The organism is Paenibacillus sp. FSL R7-0333 (genome assembly GCF_038000365.1).
GTDB classification, from domain to species: Bacteria; Bacillota; Bacilli; order Paenibacillales; family Paenibacillaceae; genus Paenibacillus_AQ; species Paenibacillus_AQ silagei.
Genome location: NZ_JBBOBZ010000001.1, coordinates 6,502,806 through 6,522,266 on the forward strand (window position 1 = coordinate 6,502,806; position 19,461 = coordinate 6,522,266).

At 47.1% G+C, this 19,461-nt stretch carries 36 protein-coding genes; 2 read left to right on the top strand and 34 right to left on the bottom strand.

Annotated elements, in window-relative coordinates:
• Positions 1 to 73 precede the first annotated feature (73 nt).
• Positions 74 to 595: a sigma factor-like helix-turn-helix DNA-binding protein gene (locus MKY86_RS27655; protein WP_340827612.1), complete on the bottom strand. Its 522-nt coding sequence runs from the start codon at positions 593 to 595 to the stop codon at positions 74 to 76.
• A 205-nt stretch (positions 596 to 800) separates the two neighbouring features.
• On the opposite strand from MKY86_RS27655, the gene MKY86_RS27660 reads away from it, so the two are divergent.
• Positions 801 to 1,199, top strand: a complete 399-nt coding sequence (locus MKY86_RS27660; RefSeq protein ID WP_076081741.1) for a helix-turn-helix domain-containing protein — start codon at positions 801 to 803, stop codon at positions 1,197 to 1,199.
• 86 nt (positions 1,200 to 1,285) lie between these two features.
• The gene (locus MKY86_RS27665) at positions 1,286 to 2,179 is read left to right on the top strand and encodes an ImmA/IrrE family metallo-endopeptidase (RefSeq protein WP_076081740.1); all 894 of its coding nucleotides are present in this window, start codon (positions 1,286 to 1,288) and stop codon (positions 2,177 to 2,179) included.
• Between the two features lie 408 nt (positions 2,180 to 2,587).
• Here MKY86_RS27665 and rpsI read toward each other — a convergent pair whose 3' ends face one another.
• The 33 genes from rpsI to rplC form a co-directional block, all read right to left on the bottom strand.
• Positions 2,588 to 2,980 (bottom strand): 30S ribosomal protein S9, encoded by a 393-nt coding sequence (gene rpsI / locus MKY86_RS27670; protein WP_036692433.1) that lies wholly within the window; start codon positions 2,978 to 2,980, stop codon positions 2,588 to 2,590.
• Positions 2,981 to 3,000: 20 nt separating this feature from the next.
• Complete coding sequence (gene rplM, locus MKY86_RS27675; protein ID WP_036721811.1) at positions 3,001 to 3,438, bottom strand: 50S ribosomal protein L13; 438 nt, start codon at positions 3,436 to 3,438, stop codon at positions 3,001 to 3,003.
• 231 nt (positions 3,439 to 3,669) lie between these two features.
• Complete coding sequence (truA, locus tag MKY86_RS27680; RefSeq protein WP_036721814.1) at positions 3,670 to 4,449, bottom strand: tRNA pseudouridine(38-40) synthase TruA; 780 nt, start codon at positions 4,447 to 4,449, stop codon at positions 3,670 to 3,672.
• Between the two features lie 179 nt (positions 4,450 to 4,628).
• Positions 4,629 to 4,994: a 50S ribosomal protein L17 gene (rplQ, locus tag MKY86_RS27685; protein WP_019908254.1), complete on the bottom strand. Its 366-nt coding sequence runs from the start codon at positions 4,992 to 4,994 to the stop codon at positions 4,629 to 4,631.
• A 42-nt stretch (positions 4,995 to 5,036) separates the two neighbouring features.
• Complete coding sequence (locus tag MKY86_RS27690; RefSeq protein WP_036692422.1) at positions 5,037 to 5,981, bottom strand: DNA-directed RNA polymerase subunit alpha; 945 nt, start codon at positions 5,979 to 5,981, stop codon at positions 5,037 to 5,039.
• 131 nt (positions 5,982 to 6,112) lie between these two features.
• Positions 6,113 to 6,508, bottom strand: coding sequence for a 30S ribosomal protein S11 (gene rpsK, locus MKY86_RS27695; protein ID WP_020427052.1), 396 nt, complete (start codon positions 6,506 to 6,508; stop codon positions 6,113 to 6,115).
• 19 nt (positions 6,509 to 6,527) lie between these two features.
• On the bottom strand, positions 6,528 to 6,896 hold the full coding sequence (rpsM, locus tag MKY86_RS27700; protein WP_036721817.1) for a 30S ribosomal protein S13: 369 nt from the start codon (positions 6,894 to 6,896) through the stop codon (positions 6,528 to 6,530).
• A gap of 19 nt (positions 6,897 to 6,915) precedes the next feature.
• A complete protein-coding gene (gene rpmJ, locus MKY86_RS27705; protein ID WP_003322638.1) occupies positions 6,916 to 7,029 on the bottom strand; it encodes a 50S ribosomal protein L36 in 114 nt (37 codons plus the stop codon).
• 53 nt (positions 7,030 to 7,082) lie between these two features.
• Positions 7,083 to 7,298, bottom strand: coding sequence for a translation initiation factor IF-1 (gene infA, locus MKY86_RS27710; RefSeq protein ID WP_018753971.1), 216 nt, complete (start codon positions 7,296 to 7,298; stop codon positions 7,083 to 7,085).
• A 2-nt stretch (positions 7,299 to 7,300) separates the two neighbouring features.
• Complete coding sequence (locus MKY86_RS27715) at positions 7,301 to 7,609, bottom strand: KOW domain-containing RNA-binding protein (RefSeq protein ID WP_036721819.1); 309 nt, start codon at positions 7,607 to 7,609, stop codon at positions 7,301 to 7,303.
• Positions 7,610 to 7,620: 11 nt separating this feature from the next.
• A complete protein-coding gene (map, locus tag MKY86_RS27720) occupies positions 7,621 to 8,373 on the bottom strand; it encodes a type I methionyl aminopeptidase (protein WP_036721822.1) in 753 nt (250 codons plus the stop codon).
• Between the two features lie 4 nt (positions 8,374 to 8,377).
• Positions 8,378 to 9,022, bottom strand: coding sequence for an adenylate kinase (locus MKY86_RS27725; RefSeq protein ID WP_076081739.1), 645 nt, complete (start codon positions 9,020 to 9,022; stop codon positions 8,378 to 8,380).
• A 98-nt stretch (positions 9,023 to 9,120) separates the two neighbouring features.
• Positions 9,121 to 10,419, bottom strand: a complete 1,299-nt coding sequence (gene secY / locus MKY86_RS27730) for a preprotein translocase subunit SecY (RefSeq protein ID WP_036721825.1) — start codon at positions 10,417 to 10,419, stop codon at positions 9,121 to 9,123.
• Positions 10,419 to 10,859 carry a 50S ribosomal protein L15 gene (gene rplO / locus MKY86_RS27735; RefSeq protein WP_036692409.1) on the bottom strand — a complete coding sequence of 147 codons (441 nt, stop codon included), beginning with the start codon at positions 10,857 to 10,859 and terminating at the stop codon, positions 10,419 to 10,421. Before rplO ends, secY begins: the two co-directional genes overlap by 1 nt.
• A gap of 41 nt (positions 10,860 to 10,900) precedes the next feature.
• Complete coding sequence (gene rpmD, locus MKY86_RS27740) at positions 10,901 to 11,086, bottom strand: 50S ribosomal protein L30 (protein ID WP_019908243.1); 186 nt, start codon at positions 11,084 to 11,086, stop codon at positions 10,901 to 10,903.
• 14 nt (positions 11,087 to 11,100) lie between these two features.
• Positions 11,101 to 11,598, bottom strand: a complete 498-nt coding sequence (rpsE, locus tag MKY86_RS27745; RefSeq protein ID WP_036652980.1) for a 30S ribosomal protein S5 — start codon at positions 11,596 to 11,598, stop codon at positions 11,101 to 11,103.
• A 26-nt stretch (positions 11,599 to 11,624) separates the two neighbouring features.
• Entirely contained in the window at positions 11,625 to 11,993 is a 369-nt protein-coding gene (gene rplR / locus MKY86_RS27750; RefSeq protein WP_036692407.1) for a 50S ribosomal protein L18, read from the bottom strand.
• 84 nt (positions 11,994 to 12,077) lie between these two features.
• Entirely contained in the window at positions 12,078 to 12,620 is a 543-nt protein-coding gene (gene rplF / locus MKY86_RS27755) for a 50S ribosomal protein L6 (RefSeq protein WP_036721827.1), read from the bottom strand.
• A gap of 30 nt (positions 12,621 to 12,650) precedes the next feature.
• Complete coding sequence (gene rpsH / locus MKY86_RS27760; RefSeq protein ID WP_036692403.1) at positions 12,651 to 13,049, bottom strand: 30S ribosomal protein S8; 399 nt, start codon at positions 13,047 to 13,049, stop codon at positions 12,651 to 12,653.
• A gap of 32 nt (positions 13,050 to 13,081) precedes the next feature.
• Positions 13,082 to 13,267, bottom strand: coding sequence for a type Z 30S ribosomal protein S14 (locus MKY86_RS27765; RefSeq protein ID WP_036589425.1), 186 nt, complete (start codon positions 13,265 to 13,267; stop codon positions 13,082 to 13,084).
• A gap of 44 nt (positions 13,268 to 13,311) precedes the next feature.
• Positions 13,312 to 13,854 carry a 50S ribosomal protein L5 gene (rplE, locus tag MKY86_RS27770; RefSeq protein WP_036721829.1) on the bottom strand — a complete coding sequence of 181 codons (543 nt, stop codon included), beginning with the start codon at positions 13,852 to 13,854 and terminating at the stop codon, positions 13,312 to 13,314.
• A 30-nt stretch (positions 13,855 to 13,884) separates the two neighbouring features.
• Positions 13,885 to 14,238, bottom strand: a complete 354-nt coding sequence (gene rplX / locus MKY86_RS27775; protein WP_019908235.1) for a 50S ribosomal protein L24 — start codon at positions 14,236 to 14,238, stop codon at positions 13,885 to 13,887.
• Between the two features lie 56 nt (positions 14,239 to 14,294).
• Positions 14,295 to 14,663, bottom strand: coding sequence for a 50S ribosomal protein L14 (gene rplN, locus MKY86_RS27780; protein ID WP_036680556.1), 369 nt, complete (start codon positions 14,661 to 14,663; stop codon positions 14,295 to 14,297).
• Positions 14,664 to 14,703: 40 nt separating this feature from the next.
• Entirely contained in the window at positions 14,704 to 14,970 is a 267-nt protein-coding gene (rpsQ, locus tag MKY86_RS27785) for a 30S ribosomal protein S17 (protein ID WP_036692400.1), read from the bottom strand.
• Between the two features lie 43 nt (positions 14,971 to 15,013).
• Positions 15,014 to 15,211 (bottom strand): 50S ribosomal protein L29, encoded by a 198-nt coding sequence (gene rpmC, locus MKY86_RS27790; protein WP_019908232.1) that lies wholly within the window; start codon positions 15,209 to 15,211, stop codon positions 15,014 to 15,016.
• Positions 15,201 to 15,635 carry a 50S ribosomal protein L16 gene (rplP, locus tag MKY86_RS27795; RefSeq protein ID WP_020427064.1) on the bottom strand — a complete coding sequence of 145 codons (435 nt, stop codon included), beginning with the start codon at positions 15,633 to 15,635 and terminating at the stop codon, positions 15,201 to 15,203. The genes rpmC and rplP overlap by 11 nt, the downstream gene beginning before the upstream one ends.
• Positions 15,636 to 15,637: 2 nt before the next feature.
• A complete protein-coding gene (gene rpsC / locus MKY86_RS27800) occupies positions 15,638 to 16,303 on the bottom strand; it encodes a 30S ribosomal protein S3 (protein WP_036721832.1) in 666 nt (221 codons plus the stop codon).
• Between the two features lie 13 nt (positions 16,304 to 16,316).
• A complete protein-coding gene (rplV, locus tag MKY86_RS27805) occupies positions 16,317 to 16,649 on the bottom strand; it encodes a 50S ribosomal protein L22 (protein WP_019908228.1) in 333 nt (110 codons plus the stop codon).
• Positions 16,650 to 16,680: 31 nt separating this feature from the next.
• Complete coding sequence (gene rpsS / locus MKY86_RS27810) at positions 16,681 to 16,959, bottom strand: 30S ribosomal protein S19 (RefSeq protein ID WP_036692395.1); 279 nt, start codon at positions 16,957 to 16,959, stop codon at positions 16,681 to 16,683.
• 77 nt (positions 16,960 to 17,036) lie between these two features.
• Positions 17,037 to 17,867: a 50S ribosomal protein L2 gene (gene rplB, locus MKY86_RS27815; protein ID WP_036692392.1), complete on the bottom strand. Its 831-nt coding sequence runs from the start codon at positions 17,865 to 17,867 to the stop codon at positions 17,037 to 17,039.
• A gap of 27 nt (positions 17,868 to 17,894) precedes the next feature.
• Positions 17,895 to 18,188 carry a 50S ribosomal protein L23 gene (rplW, locus tag MKY86_RS27820; RefSeq protein ID WP_019908225.1) on the bottom strand — a complete coding sequence of 98 codons (294 nt, stop codon included), beginning with the start codon at positions 18,186 to 18,188 and terminating at the stop codon, positions 17,895 to 17,897.
• Positions 18,188 to 18,811: a 50S ribosomal protein L4 gene (gene rplD, locus MKY86_RS27825; RefSeq protein ID WP_036721837.1), complete on the bottom strand. Its 624-nt coding sequence runs from the start codon at positions 18,809 to 18,811 to the stop codon at positions 18,188 to 18,190. Before rplD ends, rplW begins: the two co-directional genes overlap by 1 nt.
• A 25-nt stretch (positions 18,812 to 18,836) precedes the next feature.
• Positions 18,837 to 19,460, bottom strand: coding sequence for a 50S ribosomal protein L3 (gene rplC, locus MKY86_RS27830; RefSeq protein WP_036721840.1), 624 nt, complete (start codon positions 19,458 to 19,460; stop codon positions 18,837 to 18,839).
• Position 19,461: the final 1 nt, after the last annotated feature.

Consider the following 19,461-nt stretch of genomic DNA (forward strand, 5'->3'; position numbering starts at 1 on the left):
TAACCTCCCTTCTATTTATTAGGGGCTTTCACTAGACAAACCCAGTTTTTTATTTATAAAAAAGCTCACTTTGTCAGATAAGGGACCTATACTCCTCCATTACAGAGCTGATCTTTTTTTGTGCCCGCTGGATGTACTCACTTACGCTGCCTGCCGAAATCATGAGCATTCCAGCAATAGCAACATGCGAGAATCCTTCGCCGTTAGCCAGCATATAGCACTCCCGCTCCCTTCTGCTTAACAGCCCGAGAACCTGTTCCAGTTGAAAGCGCTGATCCTCCGATATGCCCTCTGAAGGGACTGCCTTGAAACGGCCAGTGAAATTTTGCATACGAATGGGCTCTAAAAGAATTTCCCGCTCGTAACCCGCACGCCGTTCAATTCCCCGCTTGTTCCCCGGCCGGCGTCCGCTGCTCAGCCACTCAATCACATATTTGCAGTCACTGACCATTCCGGCGATTACCTTCTTATCATCTGCATCCGCACCTTTGTACAATTGTTCTACACCTTTTAATGATTTTTGGTATTCCGGAAGCATTCCTAGACCGTAATCAGAATTGAGTAATATCCTAAACTCCTGCTCAATCATGCTCATGTTGATTACCCTCTCTCATAAAAATTATGCTAATCGATACTCAATTTCGTATTTTTTATTTATGTTATGCTCAATTTCGCATTATGTCAAGCTTTATGATCCTATATAATACGAAAATGCATATTTACTTTTGCCTTCAATCTCCTTAAAATAAAAGAAGATAATACGAAGTAGCGTATATCGGTTATTATGAGGAGGACTGCGTGTGCAACGGGCTGAAGTCTTAAAGCGATTAATTGAGGAAACCGGCCTGAACACCAAGGCTTTTTCAGAGAAGGCAGGAATTCCTTATACTACGCTGAGGTCCATACTAATGCGGGGTGTTGGAGGAGCTTCTGTTGATAATGTTCTTAAGGTTTGCCGTGCTTTAGGGATCACTACCGAAGAAATGGACCGTCTGGCCAATGGAGGCGCAGAAGACACTTCGTCTTCATCATTATCTGAGCTGTCTGAGTTTGAAGCTTTTTTAAACAATCCGGAGCATGGGCTATTTTTCAAGGATTATCTGGATGCACCCGAGGAGCGTAAACGCGAAATGTTAACCTTCTGGCAATTCATCAAAGACCAAGAAAAGAAAAAAGCCGATTCTTCAGACACCAATTAAAAAGTAGAACAAATCGTGGTTTCAGCCAACGGGCTGATTCCGCATATCCATATATACGAACATACATTCTTTTTCGGAGGTTTATTATGTTTATTCATTATACAAAAACACATTTGGAGCATTTCGTGGAGGACCTCTACATAACACATTCGATTCTGCAACCAGAGGACATCACGATTTCTAAGCTTTCAGAGGAGTTAGATGTGCTTGTTAATTATGCGCCGATGACAAGCCGTGCCTATGAGTCCTCATTAGGTGTACGTTATATACTTCTGGATAATCGGAATTCTCCTATGAAGCAGCGGTTTGATTTTCTGCATGAGCTATGCCACATCCTGAGACACGCTGGCAATCAGACGGTAATGCCTGTCCCCTTCATCAAAGCGCAGGAGGAGGATGCCGAGAAATTCGTTCTTTATGCCACGATGCCCTTTTTTATGCTCCAAACGTACAGTTTATCCGATGAATATTCTATTGCAGTTCAGCAGATTTCAGAGCTCTTTGGTGTACCCATAGGTATGGCCAAAATCCGGTTTGATCAAATCTTACGTCGGGAGTATGAAGGAGAAATGTGGCCTAAGAGGAGAAAAGAGCATCCGTATGCCTTTTATCAAGCTGAAGAGGAATGGTGCCAAGCTTCGGATCAACCAGCAGTCTTTGCCTATTATGATCCTCACAGCACTTTGGATGGCCCCGATCAGCTTATTGTCTGTCTTGATCAACACACGTTATCAACACGAACTGAATGGAGGATTCCTTTAGAGGAGAGGTTTCAAGAAATTGAGCTGGATGCCCTGAGGAATTTCGAACTTGCGCCAGCCGCAAGGGGAGATCTGATCTGCTTCGATGGACAGCTTACCTTACAGCTTCACCAGCTTGTACACCGGTATGGTTCATCCAAACGAAACTTTGTACTCCAAATGAGAGATGTTGAACAGATCTTTGAAGCGGATCAGAGTACGGTGCGAAGATTTTTGTGAGCAGATATAAACAGTTTCTCCCCTGCTTCTCCATCACACCCTGGGCAGATGTACAAGAACTTAACCGGGCAGGAGGTGACAGGGATCAGCAGTGAGGCTCCAGGCCCTGTTACTTCGCATACGGCGGGCCTGCAGCAAGCCTTCCAGGGGAAGTTATCGGCCGTGTAGAAATATCGGAAGATCTGGTTCGGGCTTCCCTACGGAATCTCCAAGGACACTTTGTATGGCATCATTCTGGATGAGCAAAAACATGCGGCTAAATATAATAATCTGCTACTGCAAAACCTGGCCGCTCCTCCGATGTAAATCAAAAAGCCGCAGATCACTGAGCTAACCGACCAAAAGAACATAAAAAAAGCTCCCAGCCATAAAGGCCAGGAGCTTCCATTCCTTGATAACAAGGGATTCTTAACGTTTCGAGAACTGAGGAGCGCGACGAGCAGCTTTGAGGCCGTATTTCTTACGTTCCTTCATACGTGGGTCACGTGTCAGGAAGCCGGCTTTCTTCAGCGTACCGCGATATTCAGGGTCTACTTTGAGCAATGCACGGGAGATCCCGTGACGGATTGCGCCAGCTTGACCGGAAATGCCGCCACCATGTGCAAGCACGATTACATCGTAGCTGCCCAGAGTTTCAGTCAGGTTCAAAGGTTGTCTTACGATCATCTTCAGTGTTTCAACACCGAAATATTCGTCCATCTCACGTTTGTTAATGACAATGCGTCCTTCACCCGGTACAAGGCGAACACGTGCTACCGAATGTTTACGACGACCTGTCCCATAGTATTGTACTTGTGCCATGAAACTGTCCTCCTTTATTCTTATCCGCGAAGTTCGTAAACTTCAGGTTTTTGTGCTGCATGTGGATGTTCAGCGCCTGCATATACTTTGAGTCTCAGCTTCATGTGATTACCTTGACGAGTCTTAGGAATCATACCATGAACTGCGAATTCAATCATACGTTCAGGTTTGGTCTTGAGCAGTTCTTCCGCAACGGTAACTTTCAAGCCACCTGGGTGCATCGAGTGACGGTAGTATTTCTTATTTTGCATTTTCTTACCTGTGAGGTGAATCTTCTCAGCGTTGATAACAATTACGAAATCACCAGTATCAACGTGTGGAGTGAATTGCGGTTTGTGTTTGCCGCGGATCAGGGCAGCGGCTTCGCTTGCCAAACGGCCAAGTGTTTTGCCTTCGGCATCAATGATGTGCCAATTGCGTTCAACTTCGTTCGGCTTCGCCATGTAGGTGGTACGCATGAATGTTTCCTCCTTGTTCTCGTACGAAAATCATCTGTTTCGTATATCTTGTTTCGCGATTGAATTACAATTTAGTGAGTTAAAAAACTTATTTGTTGGCATTTCCTTGATCGGGGCTGTGGGATAGCCATCAAGAAAACACAACTTTTATATTACAGTATAAACATGACAAGCGCAAGCGATTTTTAAACAATCAGTACTTATTTTCATAAAAAATATAGTATCGGCCGTTTAGTCGTCTATCTCGTCATATTCCACACTCCAGAGTGCCAGCCCCTTAGACACAGCCGTAGGTCCGGCCGCTGCACGATCACAAGCCGCAAGAATGACAGGCATTCTATCTGCGCTGATTTTACCTTGCCCCACCTGCATCAGCGTGCCCATAATAATGCGTACCATATGCTGCAAAAAGCCACTGCCTGTAATATAGGTATGGATCACTCCCTGGTCAGGAGAGCCCGGGCGGCACATGCTGCGGTCTACTTCAAGATAAGCCTCATAAATGGTCCGCACATGCGAAGTCTTGGTAGACTTCCTGGACGCAAACGAGGTGTAATCATGGGTACCCAGCAGCGCGCTTAGCCCCAGCTCCATCGCAGGAACGTTCAGCTTCATCGGATGATGATGCTGCCAGCGCCGCTGGAACGGGTCCGGGAACCGGTTGCCGTTAATCGTGTACCGGTAGGTTTTACGCTTCGCCCCTCTACGGGAGTGGAACGAGAGCGGAACCTCAGCAGCCTCAGTAACCACGATATCCTGCGGCAGCCTGGCATTCAGCGCCAGACACCAGCGCTCCAGCGGAATCTGTGAGGAGGTTATGAAGTTAAAAGGTTGGCCATAAGCATGCACCCCTGCATCAGTCCGTCCTGAGCCCGTGATTTTGAGCGTCTCACCGGTCAGATGCTGAATAGCATGCTCCAGCTTGTCCTGAATCGTATTGCCCTGAGGCTGGGTCTGAAAGCCATCATAGTGGGTACCGTCATAATTGACTTTCATCAATAGATTGCGCATTTCATTCTCCTGTTGGTCCATATACTTAATTTATTCTCAAAAAAAAGAGCCCCGGCGGGAGCTCCTTCTACTCTATACAAGGTGATTCCCGCGGTTATTTGCACGGCAGGGTACTATGCCCTGCAGTACAATAACGTTAAATACGTAAAGCGTACATCCGGAAATCATGGCTTGTGAAACTACGCGCGGTCTACCAGTTCAAGATAAACCATAGGCGCAGCATCGCCACGGCGAGGTCCCAGCTTCAGGATACGAGTGTATCCGCCTGGACGCTCTGTGTAACGTGGAGCAATGTCAGAGAACAATTTTTGGATTGCATCTTGTTCACCATCTACAGTCTCACGACGAACAAATGCAGCTACTTGACGGCGAGCATGAAGATCGCCCTTTTTCGCTTTAGTGATCAGTTTCTCAGCGATGGAACGAACTTCCTTCGCTTTGGCTTCTGTTGTCTGAATACGTTCGTATAGGAACAGATCCGTTACCATATCGCGGAACAAAGCTTTACGCGCGCTGGAATCACGGCCCAATTTTTGGTATGCCATTTGTTTTCCCTCCTTCACTCAAGTCTCAAGAACTCCGGGGTCCTATTCTTCTGTACGAAGTCCCAAACCAAGTTCCTCAAGCTTCTCTTGAACCTCTTCCAAAGATTTGCGGCCCAGGTTACGAACCTTCATCATATCTTCTTCAGTTTTCGTAGTCAGCTCTTGCACGGTATTAATACCGGCACGTTTGAGGCAGTTGTAGGAACGGACAGAAAGATCAAGCTCCTCGATCGTCATCTCAAGTACTTTTTCTTTTTTGTCTTCTTCTTTTTCAACCATAATTTCGGCGTCTTTCGCTTCATCCGTAAGACCTACGAACAGAACGAGGTGCTCGTTCAAAATTTTGGCTCCAAGGCTAACGGCTTCTTCCGGTCGGATACTGCCATCTGTCCAAATTTCCAGCGTCAACTTGTCGTAGTTAGTCACTTGACCAACACGGGTATTATCAATACCGTAATTCACACGTGAAATAGGAGTGTAGATAGAGTCAACTGGAATTACACCAATTGGCTGATCGTCGCGTTTGTTCCGGTCCGCTTGGACGTAGCCGCGACCACGGCCTGCAAAAATGCGCATGTGCAGTCTCGCGCCAGGTCCCAGCGTTGCAATATGAAGATCCGGGTTCAGGATCTCAACATCGCTGTCCGCACGGATATCACCCGCGGTAACGATGCCTTCTCCTTCAGCATCAATCTCGAACACTTTCTCTTCATCCGAATGAATCTTCAGAGACAGAGCTTTTAGGTTCAGGATGATTTCCGTCACATCTTCCATTACGCCGGGAACGGTCGAGAACTCATGCAGAACGCCGTCAATTTGGACCGAAGTCACTGCGGCTCCCGGAAGGGAGGAAAGCAGGATCCGGCGAAGCGAGTTCCCCAGAGTCGTGCCATATCCACGTTCCAGCGGTTCAACTACGAATTTCCCATAGGTCCCATCATCATTGGCTTCTACGGTCTCAATCTTCGGCTTTTCGATTTCTATCACGAGTGTACCCCTCCTTCAAACGTCGCTCCTATATGAAACAGTCACCCCATCAGGTGTATCATGTAGTATGCCTAAACACCTATTATTAGCAGATGCGTCAGAATTATACCACAATCACAATTCTGATTGTACTAAACGCGGCGACGCTTCGGCGGACGGCATCCATTGTGAGGAACTGGAGTAACGTCTTTAATGAGGTTTACTTCAAGACCAGCGGCCTGAAGGGAACGGATGGCTGCTTCGCGGCCCGCGCCCGGTCCTTTAACCATAACTTCAACGGACTTCATGCCGTGTTCCATAGCTGCCTTAGCAGCTGTTTCGGCTGCCATTTGCGCTGCAAATGGAGTCGATTTACGGGAACCTTTGAATCCTTGACCGCCGGAGCTTGCCCAGGAAATTGCATTTCCGTGGGGATCCGTGATCGTAACGATAGTGTTATTGAACGTGGAACGGATATGTGCCACGCCAGACTCGATATTTTTCCGGTCGCGACGTTTCGTACGTACGACTTTTTTCGGTTTAGCCATTGTCTCTTATCACCTCTTCTTATTTCTTTTTGTTTGCTACAGTACGACGCGGGCCTTTACGGGTACGAGCATTGGTTTTGGTACGTTGACCGCGAACAGGCAATCCACGACGGTGACGAACACCGCGGTAACAGCCGATCTCAGTAAGACGCTTAATATTCAAGGAAATTTCACGACGAAGGTCACCTTCAACCTTAACCTCTTTGTCGATCGTTTCACGCAGTTTGCTGACTTCATCTTCCGTCAAATCACGGACACGTGTGTTAACGTCAATGCCTGTTTCATTAAGAATTTTCTGGGAAGTCGTTTTACCGATTCCGAAAATATAAGTCAAGGCGATCTCAACGCGCTTATCACGTGGCAAATCCACTCCAGCTATACGAGCCATTTTACGCTACACCCCCTTCTTAACCTTGTTTTTGTTTGTGTTTCGGATTTTCGCAAATTACCATAACAGTCCCTTTGCGGCGGATGACTTTGCATTTTTCGCAAATGGGCTTTACAGAAGGTCTTACCTTCATGTTAATTACCTCCTCAAAGTTTTGCGAAGCAAAACTTTTGTTGTAGTTCCCATCTATTTACGGTAAGTTATACGGCCTTTTGATAAATCATAAGGCGATAACTGCACGACCACTTTGTCTCCGGTTAGGATACGGATAAAGTGCATCCGCAATTTCCCGGACACATGGGCAAGTATTTGATGACCGTTCTCAAGCTCAACCTTAAAAGTTGCGTTAGGCAACGGCTCAATAACCGTTCCTTCTACCTCAATGACGTCTTCCTTAGCCACAGTTAGTCTCCTTTCTCATTAGCACTTTTTCCAGCGGGCTGGCCATACTTCATCACTGCAAACCGCAGCTTTCCGTTGGTGACCCGGCCGGTTTCTTCCAAACTGTCTACAATCTCACTGCTGATGAAGGGTATGAGCTCCAAATGCTGAATATTCTTCTTCTTTGGGCTGTCAAACTTACGTTTGTCCCCATCAGCAATATATACAAATCTGCTATCCACAACTGCGATAACAACGGCAGCCTCTCCGGCATCCTTGCCTTTGAGAATTCTCACGATTTGACCAACCTGCGGGCTGCTCCCAGTATTCACGTGAAGATCACCTACGCATTCAGTTTTGTGAAAATTTCCATGCCGTCCGGTGTAACTGCTACTGTATGCTCGAAGTGAGCGCACAGTGAACCGTCTACCGTAACGACCGTCCAGTTATCATCCAGCGTTCTGACATAACGTTCTCCAGCGTTAACCATCGGCTCAATGGCGAGTACCATACCCGGCTTCAGACGTGGTCCGCGGTCCGCTATGCCATAGTTCGGAATTTGCGGTTCTTCATGCAGTTCTGCCCCAATGCCATGACCAACATACTCGCGGACAACGGAGAATCCGGCGTCTTCAATGTATGACTGAATGGCATGGGAGATTGTAAACAAGCGCACATCCGGTTTGACTAACGCCAGTCCAGCGTACAGGGAGCCTTCCGTGACGTCCAGCAGACGCTGAGCCTCTTCGGAGATGCTGCCCACCCCGTATGTCCAGGCGGAATCACCGTGATAACCACGGTACTCTGCACCGATATCCAGCGTAACGATGTCGCCTTCTACCAGTTTGCGTTTCCCTGGAAATCCGTGCACCAATTGTTCGTTGACTGAAGCGCAAATGCTGGCAGGAAAACCGTTGTAGCCTTTGAAAGACGGCACAGCACCCTGACTGCGAATGTACCCATCGGCGATTCTGTCGAGCTCACCGGTAGTAATGCCTGGCTGGATAGCTTCAGCAATAAGACGGTGACTCTCGGCAACAATTCGACCAGCTTCCCTCATAAAGACAAGTTCCTGTTCGGATTTGCAAATGATCATTACATTAACCCCGCAGCATAGATACGATTTCAGAAGAAACGACATTGATTTCGTTTTCTCCGTTGACCTGACGCACAAGACCTTTATCGTCATAAAATGCAAGCAGCGGCGCTGTCTTGTTATCGTACTCATCCAGACGCTTGCCTACACTTTCTTCGTTGTCATCCGGACGCTGATGCAATTCTCCGCCATCAATGTCGCAGACGCCTTCTTGCTTCGGCGGGTTGAAAATTAAATGGTAGGATGTTCCGCATACTGAGCAGATCCGGCGTCCGGTAAGACGCGCCATCAGCAGTCCGCGGTCCACATTCAAGTTGACAACGTGATCCAGTGAAGTTCCAAGCCGGCTGAGGATTTCTCCCAGCGCTTCCGCTTGCGAAAGGGTTCTTGGAAAGCCATCCAATAAAAAACCTTTTTCGCAATCGGACTGCTGCAGCCGTTCTTCGACGATTCCAATAGTCACATCATCAGGTACAAGCAACCCTTGATCAATATAAGATTTGGCCTTAAGTCCAACCGGTGTGCCTTGCTTAATAGCCAAGCGGAATGCATCACCAGTCGAAATATGAGGAATACCCAACTCTTTTACAACAACAGCGGCTTGTGTTCCCTTGCCTGCCCCAGGAGGGCCCATGAATAAAATGTTCACGATTCTCTTCTCCCCCCGAAAGTTCGCCACCAAGCAAGAAACAGCACAATAGGTACCGGGAAGTCTAAAGCCTTAGGTACTTCTCCGGAACCTATCGCCTATTTATTGATGAAGCCTTTGTAATGGCGTTTGATCAATTGGCTCTCGATCTGCTTCATGGTATCCAGTGCAACACCGATAACGATAAGCAGTGCCGTACCACCAATCTGCACTTGCTTCGGTAACCCGGACAACGATCCAAATAATACTGGCAGTACAGAGATTAATGACAGGAAGAGCGCACCGGACATGGTCAGACGCGACATAACTCTAGTCAGATATTTCTCAGTAGCCTTACCTGGACGTATACCTGGAATGTATCCGCCATTCTTTTTCATATTGTCAGCCATTTGCTGCGGGTTCATCTGGACAAACGTATAGAAGAACGTGAATCCGATGATCATGACTACATACAGCAGCATGCCGAGCGGCTTGGTATGATCCAGATTGGCCGAGACCCATTTAGCCCAAGCGTGGGTGGACCAGAAGCTCGATAAAACGACCGGGAATTGAAGCAGTGAAACGGCGAAGATAACAGGAATTACACCAGCCGCATTAATTTTAAGCGGAATGTGCGTATTCTGTCCACCGTACATTTTGTTACCGACTACGCGCTTGGCATATTGTACAGGGATTTTACGGATACCTTGTTGAACAAAGATCACCCCGACAATAATCGCAACAACCACGATCAGTACAATAACGACTTTAAGAATATTCAGGAACATCTGACCCGGCTGAATGAAGCTTGATTGCGCCGTAGTGGTGATATATCCCGGAAAGGCGGCGACGATTCCCGCAAAAATCAGGATCGAAATCCCGTTTCCTATACCCTTTTCAGTGATCTGCTCACCTAACCACATCAAGAACGATGTACCCGCCGTCAATATGATCGCAATAAGCAGGTAATCCGCAAAGGTTGCATTTGGAATCATCTCAGTGCCATAAATCCGGTTAAACCCGATAGATGTGGCAAACGCTTGGATCAAACCTAGCACTACTGTGCCGTAACGCGTAATTTGCGCCAGCTGCTTTTTCCCGTGTTCCCCTTGCTTAGCCCATTCGGCAAACTTAGGGACAACATCCATCGAAAGCAATTGAACAATGATGGATGCTGTGATATACGGGTAAATGCTGATCGCAAAAATCGAGAAGTTTTTGAGCGCTCCGCCCGAGAAGGTGTTCAAAAGACCCATCAAAGCGTCTCCGCCCTGATTTGTTGATTCCAGTACTTCTTTGTTCACACCGGGAACCGGTACAAACGAACCGATGCGGTAAATGATCAGAACGAACAGGGTAAACAGGATCTTTTTGCGCAAATCTTCAACATGCCATATATTCTTAAGCGTCTTGAACATTAGATCACCTCGGTTTTACCGCCGGCAGCTTCGATTTTCTCTACCGCAGATTGAGAGAACTTATTTGCTTTGACAGTCAATTTAACAGCCAGTTCACCATTGCCGAGAATCTTGATGCCGCTCTTAGTGTTGCTGACAACACCAGTTTCAAGCAAAAGCTCAGGAGTTACTTCTGTTCCTTCTGCAAAGCTATTCAGATCTTCCAGGTTCACAATCGCGTACTCTTTACGGGTAGGATTGACGAAACCACGTTTAGGCAGACGACGATAGAGTGGGTTTTGTCCACCCTCGAAGCCTGGACGTACACCACCGCCGGAACGGGAGTTTTGACCTTTGTGTCCACGGCCCGAAGTTTTACCGTTACCGCTACTTGGTCCACGACCAACGCGGTTGCGTTCTTTCCGTGATCCAGGAGCTGGAGCAAGTTCATGTAACTTCATCGTTTGCACCTCCTTATGTTTGTTAATTTATGCGAGGCTTATTAGCCTTCAATTTCAGTTACGGACAGCAAGTGGCTCACTTTGTTGATCATCCCGCGAATTGCAGGAGTGTCGTTGTGAACCACGGACGAGTTGGTTTTGCGCAGGCCGAGCGTCTTAACAGTAACACGTTGTGTTTCTGGACGTCCAATTACACTGCGTACGAGGGTAATTTGCAATTTAGCCATTGACGTTCCCCTCCTTAACCGCGTAATTCTTCGACAGATTTGCCGCGAAGCTTCGCGACCTCTTCAATGCGCTTCAGACGGGAAAGTCCCTCTAGAGTAGCATTGACCATGTTCATGGAATTCGAAGAACCCAAAGATTTTGTCAAGATATCGCCAACGCCTGCCAATTCAAGCACCGCACGAACCGGTCCACCAGCGATAACGCCGGTACCTTCGGATGCTGGTTTCAGCAGAACGCGTCCTGCGCCGAAATGTCCAGTAACCAGGTGAGGAATCGAAGTTCCTACGATTGGAATGTGGATCAGGTTTTTCTTGGCGTCTTCAATGCCTTTACGGATGGCATCCGGAACTTCGCCGGCTTTACCGATACCAGCACCAACGTAGCCGTTGCCGTCGCCTACAACAACAAGTGCACTAAAGCTGAAACGGCGTCCGCCTTTTACAACTTTTGCAACACGGTTGATGTGTACAACTCTTTCTGTCAGTTCTAAACTGTTCGGATCTACACGCAAGTCGTTAACCTCCTTTTAGAAATATTCTAGAATTCAAGACCAGCTTCGCGAGCTGCGCTAGCCAGAGCCTGAATCCGTCCATGGTACAAGTATCCACCGCGGTCAAATACAACCACTGCATAACCCTTTTCTTTGGCGCGCTCAGCGATCAATTGACCCACTTTGCTTGCAGCTTCAACGCTGCCGCCATTTCCGATTGTAGCACTCAATTCCTTATCAAGTGTGGAGGCCGATACGATAGTAACGCCAGTCACATCATCGATCAGTTGAGCGTAGATGTGTTTCGAAGAACGGAACACATTCAAACGTGGACGCTCAGTAGTACCCTGGATCTTCTTACGAACACGCAGGTGTCTTTTGAGACGAGCCTTGTTTTTATCCTCTTTTGTAATCATGACTTCCCTTTCACTCCCTTCAGTTTGCCGTAAACAGCTTCACTTTAAGATGCACGGGGTATCTTACAATTAAGGTAGAGCTGGTTATTTCTTCTTACCAGCTTTACCTTCCTTGCGGATGATACGCTCGCCTTCATATTTGATACCTTTACCTTTGTATGGTTCAGGTTCACGTACGGAACGAATTTTGGCAGCATAAGCGCCAACGCGTTCTTTGTCAATCCCTCTAACGATGATCTTCGTGTTCGCAGGAACATCGAACTCGATACCCGCTTCCGGTGTAATTTCAACCGGGTGGGAGTAACCAACGTTCAATACGATTTTATCTCCGGATTTGCTTGCACGATATCCGACCCCAACCAGTTCCAGAGATTTCGAGAAACCTTCAGTCACACCACTCACCATGTTGTTGACAACGGAGCGGGTTGTGCCGTGAAGTGAACGATGCAATTTGTTGTCCGACGGGCGAACAACAGTGATTTCGTTATTTTCAACTGTAATCTTCATGTCTTTATGAAGCTCACGAGTCAAAGTGCCTTTAGGACCTTTTACTGTAATAACGGCGTTGTCCAAAGTGACATCTACACCGCTAGGTACTGCGATTGGTTTGCGACCAATACGAGACATGTGTTGCACCTCCTTATCTTGTGACGTTTATTACCAAATGTAGCAGACAACTTCTCCGCCGGATTTAGATTGACGAGCTTCTTTGTCGGTCATAACTCCCTTAGATGTGGAGATAATCGCGATTCCAAGGCCACCGAGTACACGAGGCACTTCATTGCTCTTCGTGTATACGCGCAGACCTGGTTTACTGATTCTTTTCAGACCAGTGATAACGCGCTCCTGGCTTGGGCCGTATTTCAGGAAAATACGGATAATCCCTTGTTTGCTATCTTCAACGAATTCAGCATCACGGATGAAGCCCTCACGCTTCAAGATGTCCGCGATTTGTTTTTTCATAGTAGAAGCAGGCATTTCTACTGTCTCGTGACGCACAGTGTTGGCGTTACGAATACGAGTAAGCATATCTGCAATAGGATCAGACATAGTCATGTGTGTAAACCTCCTTCCCGTTTATAAACTTCTTACCAACTTGCTTTTTTCACGCCAGGAATCTGGCCTTTATAAGCTAATTCACGGAAACAAATTCTGCAAATTTTGAACTTTTGCAGTACCGAATGTGGACGACCGCAACGCTCGCAACGTGTGTATGCACGTACTTTGAACTTAGGCTCGCGTTGTTGTTTAACTTTCATTGAAGTCTTTGCCACTTAGACTGACACCTCCTAAACATTTTCGGAGAAATGGATGATTCTTATTTTGTGAAAGGCATTCCCAGCTGATTCAGCAACTCACGGGATTCCTCGTCCGTCTTAGCAGTCGTTACAATAACGATGTCCATACCGCGAACCTTATCCACTTTGTCATACTCGATTTCCGGGAAGATCAATTGTTCTTTAAGACCCAGTGTGTAGTTACCACGGCCATCAAAGGCTTTGCTGGAAATACCACGGAAGTCACGAACGCGTGGAAGCGTTACGTTGATCAATTTATCCAGGAAGTAATACATACGCTCGCCGCGCAGTGTTACTTTAACCCCGATCGGCATATTCTCGCGCAGTTTGAAACCGGCGATGGATTTCTTAGCTTTAGTGATAACGGGCTTTTGGCCAGAAATCAATTGCATATCGTTAACTGCAGCGTCAAGTACTTTGGAGTTTTGAACAGCGTCACCTACACCCATGTTGATGACGATCTTCTCGATCTTAGGCACTTGCATAACTGTTGTGTAGTTAAACTTCTGCATCAAAGATGGTGTGATTTCATTCAGATAACGTTCTTTCATTCTTGCTGCCATGAAGATTTACCTCCTTTCATTAGGACTGTATTAGTCGATAATCTCTCCGGATCTTTTTGCTACCCGAACCTTCTTACCGTTATCTAGTACTTTATAGCCGATACGCGTAACTTTCCCGCTCTTCGGATCAATGTGCATTACGTTGGACACATGGATCGAAGCTTCCTGCTCGATGATTCCGCCTTGCGGATTCAACTGGTTAGGCTTCTGGTGTTTCTTCACCATGTTCACGCCTTCTACCAGGACGCGGTTTTCACGAGGATAAGCAGCGATGACACGGCCTTTTTTACCTTTGTCTTTCCCGCTGATCACAAGCACCACATCATCTTTTTTCACGTGCAGTTTATTGTTATGGGATTCCAGAACTTTTTTAACTCTAGGCATTGATTACACCTCCTATAACTGACCTTTTCAAGTACAACCGAGCATCACTCGGATTTTTAGATTACTTCCGGTGCCAAGGAAACGATCTTCATGTAGTCCTTGTCGCGAAGTTCGCGAGCAACTGGTCCGAAGATACGTGTTCCGCGCGGGCTTCTGTCGTCTTTGACAACAACAGCTGCATTTTCGTCGAATGCGATGTAAGATCCATCTTTACGGCGTACCGAACGTTTTGTACGAACAACTACCGCTCTAACAACATCACCCTTTTTGACAACGCCGCCTGGTGTTGCTTGTTTAACGGAACAAACGATCAGATCGCCGATTGCTGCTGTACGGCGTCCAGTACCACCCAGTACGCGGATACACATCAGTTCCTTCGCACCAGAGTTGTCAGCCACATGCAAACGTGTAAATGGTTGAATCATTATTATTTTCCTCCTTCCGGAAAGGGATCTGCTTCATGTCTTAGATGATTACCGCTTTTTCTACCACTTCAACCAGTCTCCACCGTTTGTCCTTCGACAATGGACGAGTTTCCATGACTTTCACGACATCACCAATTTTAGCTACATTCTCTTCATCATGTGCCTTGAATTTCTTCGTGGACTTGATGCGTTTGTGATACAGATTGTGCTTTTTATAGGTTTCAACAGCAATTACGATGGTTTTATCCATTTTGTCGCTGACTACTTTACCGATCAACACTTTACGTGCATTACGCTCTTCGCTCATAATTAGCCTCCTTCCTGATTACGGATTATGCATCCGCCGTCACTTAACTAATCCCAAGTACTCTTTGATGGATAACGGTTTTAGCACGAGCTATTTCCTTACGCACATCACGAATCCGAGTCGGGTTGTCCAGTTGGCCTGTTGCCAATTGGAAACGGAGATTGAAAAGTTCTTCCTTAAATCCGGCGATTTTCTGTTCAATCTCAGCAGTGGTTAAGTTGCGAAGTTCATTAGCTTTCATTTGCTTCACCACCCAATTCTTCACGTTTCACAAACTTAGTCTTTACAGGCAGCTTGTGAGCGGCAAGACGCATCGCTTCACGAGCGATTTCTTCCGACACGCCTCCGAGTTCGAACATAATCTTACCCGGTTTAACTACAGCTACCCACTTCTCAACGTTACCTTTACCACTACCCATACGAACCTCGAGAGGCTTCTGAGTAATTGGCTTATCCGGGAAAATCTTGATCCAAACCTGACCGCCACGTTTGATATAACGTGTCATTGCGATACGAGCAGCTTCGATCTGACGGTTAGTGATCCAAGATGGCTCCAGTGCCTGCAAACCGAATTCGCCGAAGTTAAGTTCGGTTCCGCCTTTTGCCATACCCTTCATGTGACCGCGTTGTTGCTTGCGGTGTTTAACGCGCTTTGGTACCAACATGATTAGTTGCCTCCTTCCTGAGCAGCTTGTTTCTTAGCTGGGGGAAGAACTTCTCCACGATAAATCCATACTTTTACGCCAATACGGCCGTAAGTTGTATGTGCTTCAGCTGTTCCGTAATCGATATCAGCACGAAGCGTATGAAGTGGAACTGTTCCTTCGCTATAACCTTCTGAACGGGCAATCTCAGCGCCGCCAAGACGTCCGCCAACCTGAGTTTTAATTCCCTTTGCGCCGGAACGCATAGTTCTTTGAATCGCTTGTTTCAGAGCACGACGGAACGATACGCGACGTTCCAGCTGTTGTGCAATGCTTTCAGCAACAAGAATAGCATCCAGTTCAGGGTGTTTGATTTCATTGATGTTGATGTGTACTTTCTTACCGCCGGCGATAGTTGTAACTGCGCTGCGAAGTACTTCTACTTCTGCTCCGCCTTTACCAATTACCATACCTGGCTTGGCAGTGTGAATTGTAACGTTCACTCGGCTTGCCGCTCTTTCGATCTCGATGCGGGAAACAGAGGAATCTTTCAACTTGCCTTTAAGGTATTCCCGGATTTTGACGTCTTCCATTAAAAGAGTACCGAAATCTTTGCCTGCATACCATTTTGATTCCCAATCGCGAATAATACCGACTCGGAGTCCGACTGGATTTACCTTTTGACCCACGTGTTATCCCTCCTTATTTCTCAGATACCACCAAAGTAATGTGGCTGGTACGTTTATTGATCCGGCTTGCGCGGCCCATGGCGCGCGGACGGAAACGTTTCATTGTAGGACCCTGGTTAACGAAAACTTCGCTTACGAATAAGCTGTTAACGTCCATAGAGTAGTTATGCTCAGCGTTCGCAATCGCCGAGTTCAGTAGCTTCTCAACAACCGGAGAAGCGGACTTCGGAGTGTGGCGAAGAATTGCAATTGCTTCCCCCACTTGCTTGCCGCGAATCAAGTCAACAACCAGTTTCGCTTTACGAGCGGAAATCCGCACCGATCTTGCATGTGCTTTTGCTTCCATTGTTTTCCCTCCTCTCAAACGAAGACGTTAATTATCTTCTGGTTTTCTTATCGTCACCCGCGTGGCCTTTGTAAGTACGTGTTGGCGCGAACTCGCCCAACTTGTGACCTACCATATCTTCCGTTACGTATACAGGCACGTGTTTGCGGCCGTCATATACACCAAACGTATGTCCGATAAACTGAGGGAAAATGGTTGAGCGACGGGACCAGGTTTTTACTACGACTTTCTTGTCTGTCTCGTTCAAATCCTCAACTTTTTTCAGCAGGTAGCCATCGATGAACGGCCCCTTCTTTAAACTGCGACCCATGTGTGAATCCTCCCTTCATCCAGTTCTTCAAAACCGCGAATCGACGCTTCGCGCTTAACTAACTTGCCTGAAGCGTCTTATTTTGTGCGGCGGCGAACGATATATTTATCAGATGCTTTGTTTTTCTTACGCGTTTTGTAGCCGAGGGTTGGTTTGCCCCAAGGTGACATTGGCGATTTCCGTCCGATAGGAGCGCGGCCTTCACCACCACCGTGTGGGTGATCGTTAGGGTTCATGACAACACCGCGTACTTCAGGACGACGTCCGAGCCAGCGGCTGCGTCCGGCTTTACCAATCTTGATCAGTTCGTGATCTCCGTTACCTACGGCTCCGATAGTCGCACGGCAAACGCTGAGGATTCTGCGAACCTCACCCGAGTTCAAACGAACAGATACGTATTTATCTTCTTTACCCAGCAGCTGAGCTTCAGTACCAGCAGCACGAACCAATTGTCCGCCTTTACCTGGTTTCAACTCGATGTTGTGGATAACTGTACCTACCGGGATGTTGATCAACGGAAGGCTGTTACCAATTTTGATATCCGCAGCAGGGCCGGACTCAACTTTGTCCCCAACTTTAAGGCCTTTAGGAGCGATGATATAACGTTTCTCTCCATCAGCATAGTGGATCAAAGCAATATTGGAAGTACGGTTCGGGTCATACTCGATTGTAGCAACGCTACCTGGTATGCCGTCTTTAGTCCGCTTGAAGTCGATGATACGGTATTTACGTTTGTGTCCGCCGCCATGGTGACGAACCGTAATTTTACCTTGGTTGTTGCGTCCGGCATGCTTGAACAGCGGGGACAGCAACGATTTCTCTGGCTGGTTTGTTGTAATTTCTTCAAACGTAGACACAGACATGTTGCGTCTTGCCGGAGAGGTCGGTTTGTACTTTTTGATTGGCACTATAGTTTCCTCCTTACTTTAAGAGTATTATTCTACCGCTTCAAAGAACTCAAGCGGCTTGCTGTCCGGGCTAAGCTTCACGATGGCTTTTTTCCACTCCGGAGTATAACCGGAATATTTGCCGTAACGTTTCAGTTTACCAGGTACGCGCATTGTGTTCACACTAACGACTTTTACTTTAAAAATAGCCTCGACAGCTTTTTTGATTTCGGTCTTGTTAGCACGGATATCCACTTCAAAAGCGTACTTCAGTTCGCTCATGTATTCGGATGTGCGTTCCGTAATCACTGGACGCTTAATTATATCACGAGGATCTTTCATTACGCGAACACCTCCTCTACCTTCAGAACTGCTTCTTTAGTGATGATCAGTTTGTCGTACGTCAGTACGTCAAGAACATTGATGCCGTCAGCCGCTACGAATTTCACCCCAGGGATGTTACGAGCGGAAAGTGCTACATTATCATCATAGCTTGGTGCTACGATTAGGGCTTTGCTGCCCACTTTAAGGTTGTTCAGAATCGCTGCGAATTCTTTCGTCTTCGGAGCATTCAGAGTCAAGCTATCCAATACGATGATGTCATTCTCAAGCACTTTTGAGGACAACGCGGATTTGATGGCCAACCGGCGAACCTTCTTAGGCAATTTCCAGGAATAGCTGCGTGGTGTTGGTCCGAAGACTACGCCGCCGCCTTTCCATTGTGGAGAACGAATGGAGCCTTGACGAGCACGACCTGTACCTTTTTGTTTCCAAGGCTTACGTCCGCCGCCACGCACTTCAGAGCGTCCTTTTACTTTATGTGTACCGCGACGAAGGGAAGCTCTTTGCATAAGTGCAGCTTCATGCAGCACATGTACGTTCGGTTCAATACCGAAAACTGAATCACTCAGTTCAACTTCGCCAACTTCGTTACCACTAGTATTGAAAAGTGTTACTTTTGGCATTTCATGTTCCTCCTTTCTTCAGTAATTATTTCTTAACGGTTTGTTTAACTTTCACGAAGCTGTTCTTAGGACCTGGAATAGCGCCTTTAACCAGCAGTACATTACGTTCTACGTCAACCCGGATGATTTCAAGCTTTTGAACCGTTACGGTCGTGTGACCCATATGTCCTGGCAGGCGTTTGCCCTTAGGAACACGGTTAGCCTGGATGGAACCCATCGAGCCCGGTCTTCTGTGGTAACGCGATCCGTGTGCCATTGGTCCGCGGCTTTGTCCCCAGCGTTTGATGTTACCCTGGAAACCTTTACCCTTCGAAGTACCTGTTACGTCAACAAACTCGCCTTCAGCGAAGATGTCAGCCTTAAGCTCTTGTCCAACCTCGAGTGACCCGAGGTCAACACCGCGAATTTCGCGAACGTAGCGCTTAGGTGTTGCATTTGCCTTTTTGGCGTGACCCTGTTCAGGCTTGTTGGAGCGACTTTCCTTTTTATCGGAAAAGCCCAACTGCACTGCTTCATATCCGTCGATATTCAGGTCTTTCTTTTGCAGTACCACACAAGGTCCAGCTTCGATAACAGAAACCGCGATTACGTTACCTTCTGGAGTAAACACTTGAGTCATACCGAGTTTTTTTCCTAAGATACCTTTCAAT

Bases quoted from the DNA above. Each gene is read 5' to 3' on its own strand.
- MKY86_RS27655 (WP_340827612.1), bottom strand. From the start codon at position 595: ATGAGCATGATTGAGCAGGAGTTTAGGATATTACTCAATTCTGATTAC.
- MKY86_RS27665 (WP_076081740.1), top strand. From the start codon at position 1,286: ATGTTTATTCATTATACAAAAACACATTTGGAGCATTTCGTGGAGGAC.
- rpsI (WP_036692433.1), bottom strand. From the start codon at position 2,980: ATGGCACAAGTACAATACTATGGGACAGGTCGTCGTAAACATTCGGTA.
- rplM (WP_036721811.1), bottom strand. From the start codon at position 3,438: ATGCGTACCACCTACATGGCGAAGCCGAACGAAGTTGAACGCAATTGG.
- truA (WP_036721814.1), bottom strand. From the start codon at position 4,449: ATGCGCAATCTATTGATGAAAGTCAATTATGACGGTACCCACTATGAT.
- rplQ (WP_019908254.1), bottom strand. From the start codon at position 4,994: ATGGCATACCAAAAATTGGGCCGTGATTCCAGCGCGCGTAAAGCTTTG.
- rpsK (WP_020427052.1), bottom strand. From the start codon at position 6,508: ATGGCTAAACCGAAAAAAGTCGTACGTACGAAACGTCGCGACCGGAAA.
- rpsM (WP_036721817.1), bottom strand. From the start codon at position 6,896: ATGGCTCGTATAGCTGGAGTGGATTTGCCACGTGATAAGCGCGTTGAG.
- rpmJ (WP_003322638.1), bottom strand. From the start codon at position 7,029: ATGAAGGTAAGACCTTCTGTAAAGCCCATTTGCGAAAAATGCAAAGTC.
- map (WP_036721822.1), bottom strand. From the start codon at position 8,373: ATGATCATTTGCAAATCCGAACAGGAACTTGTCTTTATGAGGGAAGCT.
- secY (WP_036721825.1), bottom strand. From the start codon at position 10,419: ATGTTCAAGACGCTTAAGAATATATGGCATGTTGAAGATTTGCGCAAA.
- rplO (WP_036692409.1), bottom strand. From the start codon at position 10,859: ATGAAGTTACATGAACTTGCTCCAGCTCCTGGATCACGGAAAGAACGC.
- rpmD (WP_019908243.1), bottom strand. From the start codon at position 11,086: ATGGCTAAATTGCAAATTACCCTCGTACGCAGTGTAATTGGACGTCCA.
- rplR (WP_036692407.1), bottom strand. From the start codon at position 11,993: ATGATTACAAAAGAGGATAAAAACAAGGCTCGTCTCAAAAGACACCTG.
- rplF (WP_036721827.1), bottom strand. From the start codon at position 12,620: ATGTCTCGTATTGGTCGCAAACCAATCGCAGTACCTAGCGGTGTAGAT.
- rpsH (WP_036692403.1), bottom strand. From the start codon at position 13,049: ATGACTATGTCTGATCCTATTGCAGATATGCTTACTCGTATTCGTAAC.
- rplE (WP_036721829.1), bottom strand. From the start codon at position 13,854: ATGGCAGCAAGAATGAAAGAACGTTATCTGAATGAAATCACACCATCT.
- rplX (WP_019908235.1), bottom strand. From the start codon at position 14,238: ATGCCTAGAGTTAAAAAAGTTCTGGAATCCCATAACAATAAACTGCAC.
- rplN (WP_036680556.1), bottom strand. From the start codon at position 14,663: ATGATTCAACCATTTACACGTTTGCATGTGGCTGACAACTCTGGTGCG.
- rpsQ (WP_036692400.1), bottom strand. From the start codon at position 14,970: ATGAGCGAAGAGCGTAATGCACGTAAAGTGTTGATCGGTAAAGTAGTC.
- rpmC (WP_019908232.1), bottom strand. From the start codon at position 15,211: ATGAAAGCTAATGAACTTCGCAACTTAACCACTGCTGAGATTGAACAG.
- rplP (WP_020427064.1), bottom strand. From the start codon at position 15,635: ATGTTGGTACCAAAGCGCGTTAAACACCGCAAGCAACAACGCGGTCAC.
- rplV (WP_019908228.1), bottom strand. From the start codon at position 16,649: ATGGAAGCAAAAGCACATGCAAGATCGGTGCGGATTTCCGCTCGTAAA.
- rpsS (WP_036692395.1), bottom strand. From the start codon at position 16,959: ATGGGTCGCAGTTTAAAGAAGGGGCCGTTCATCGATGGCTACCTGCTG.
- rplW (WP_019908225.1), bottom strand. From the start codon at position 18,188: ATGAAAGATCCTCGTGATATAATTAAGCGTCCAGTGATTACGGAACGC.
- rplD (WP_036721837.1), bottom strand. From the start codon at position 18,811: ATGCCAAAAGTAACACTTTTCAATACTAGTGGTAACGAAGTTGGCGAA.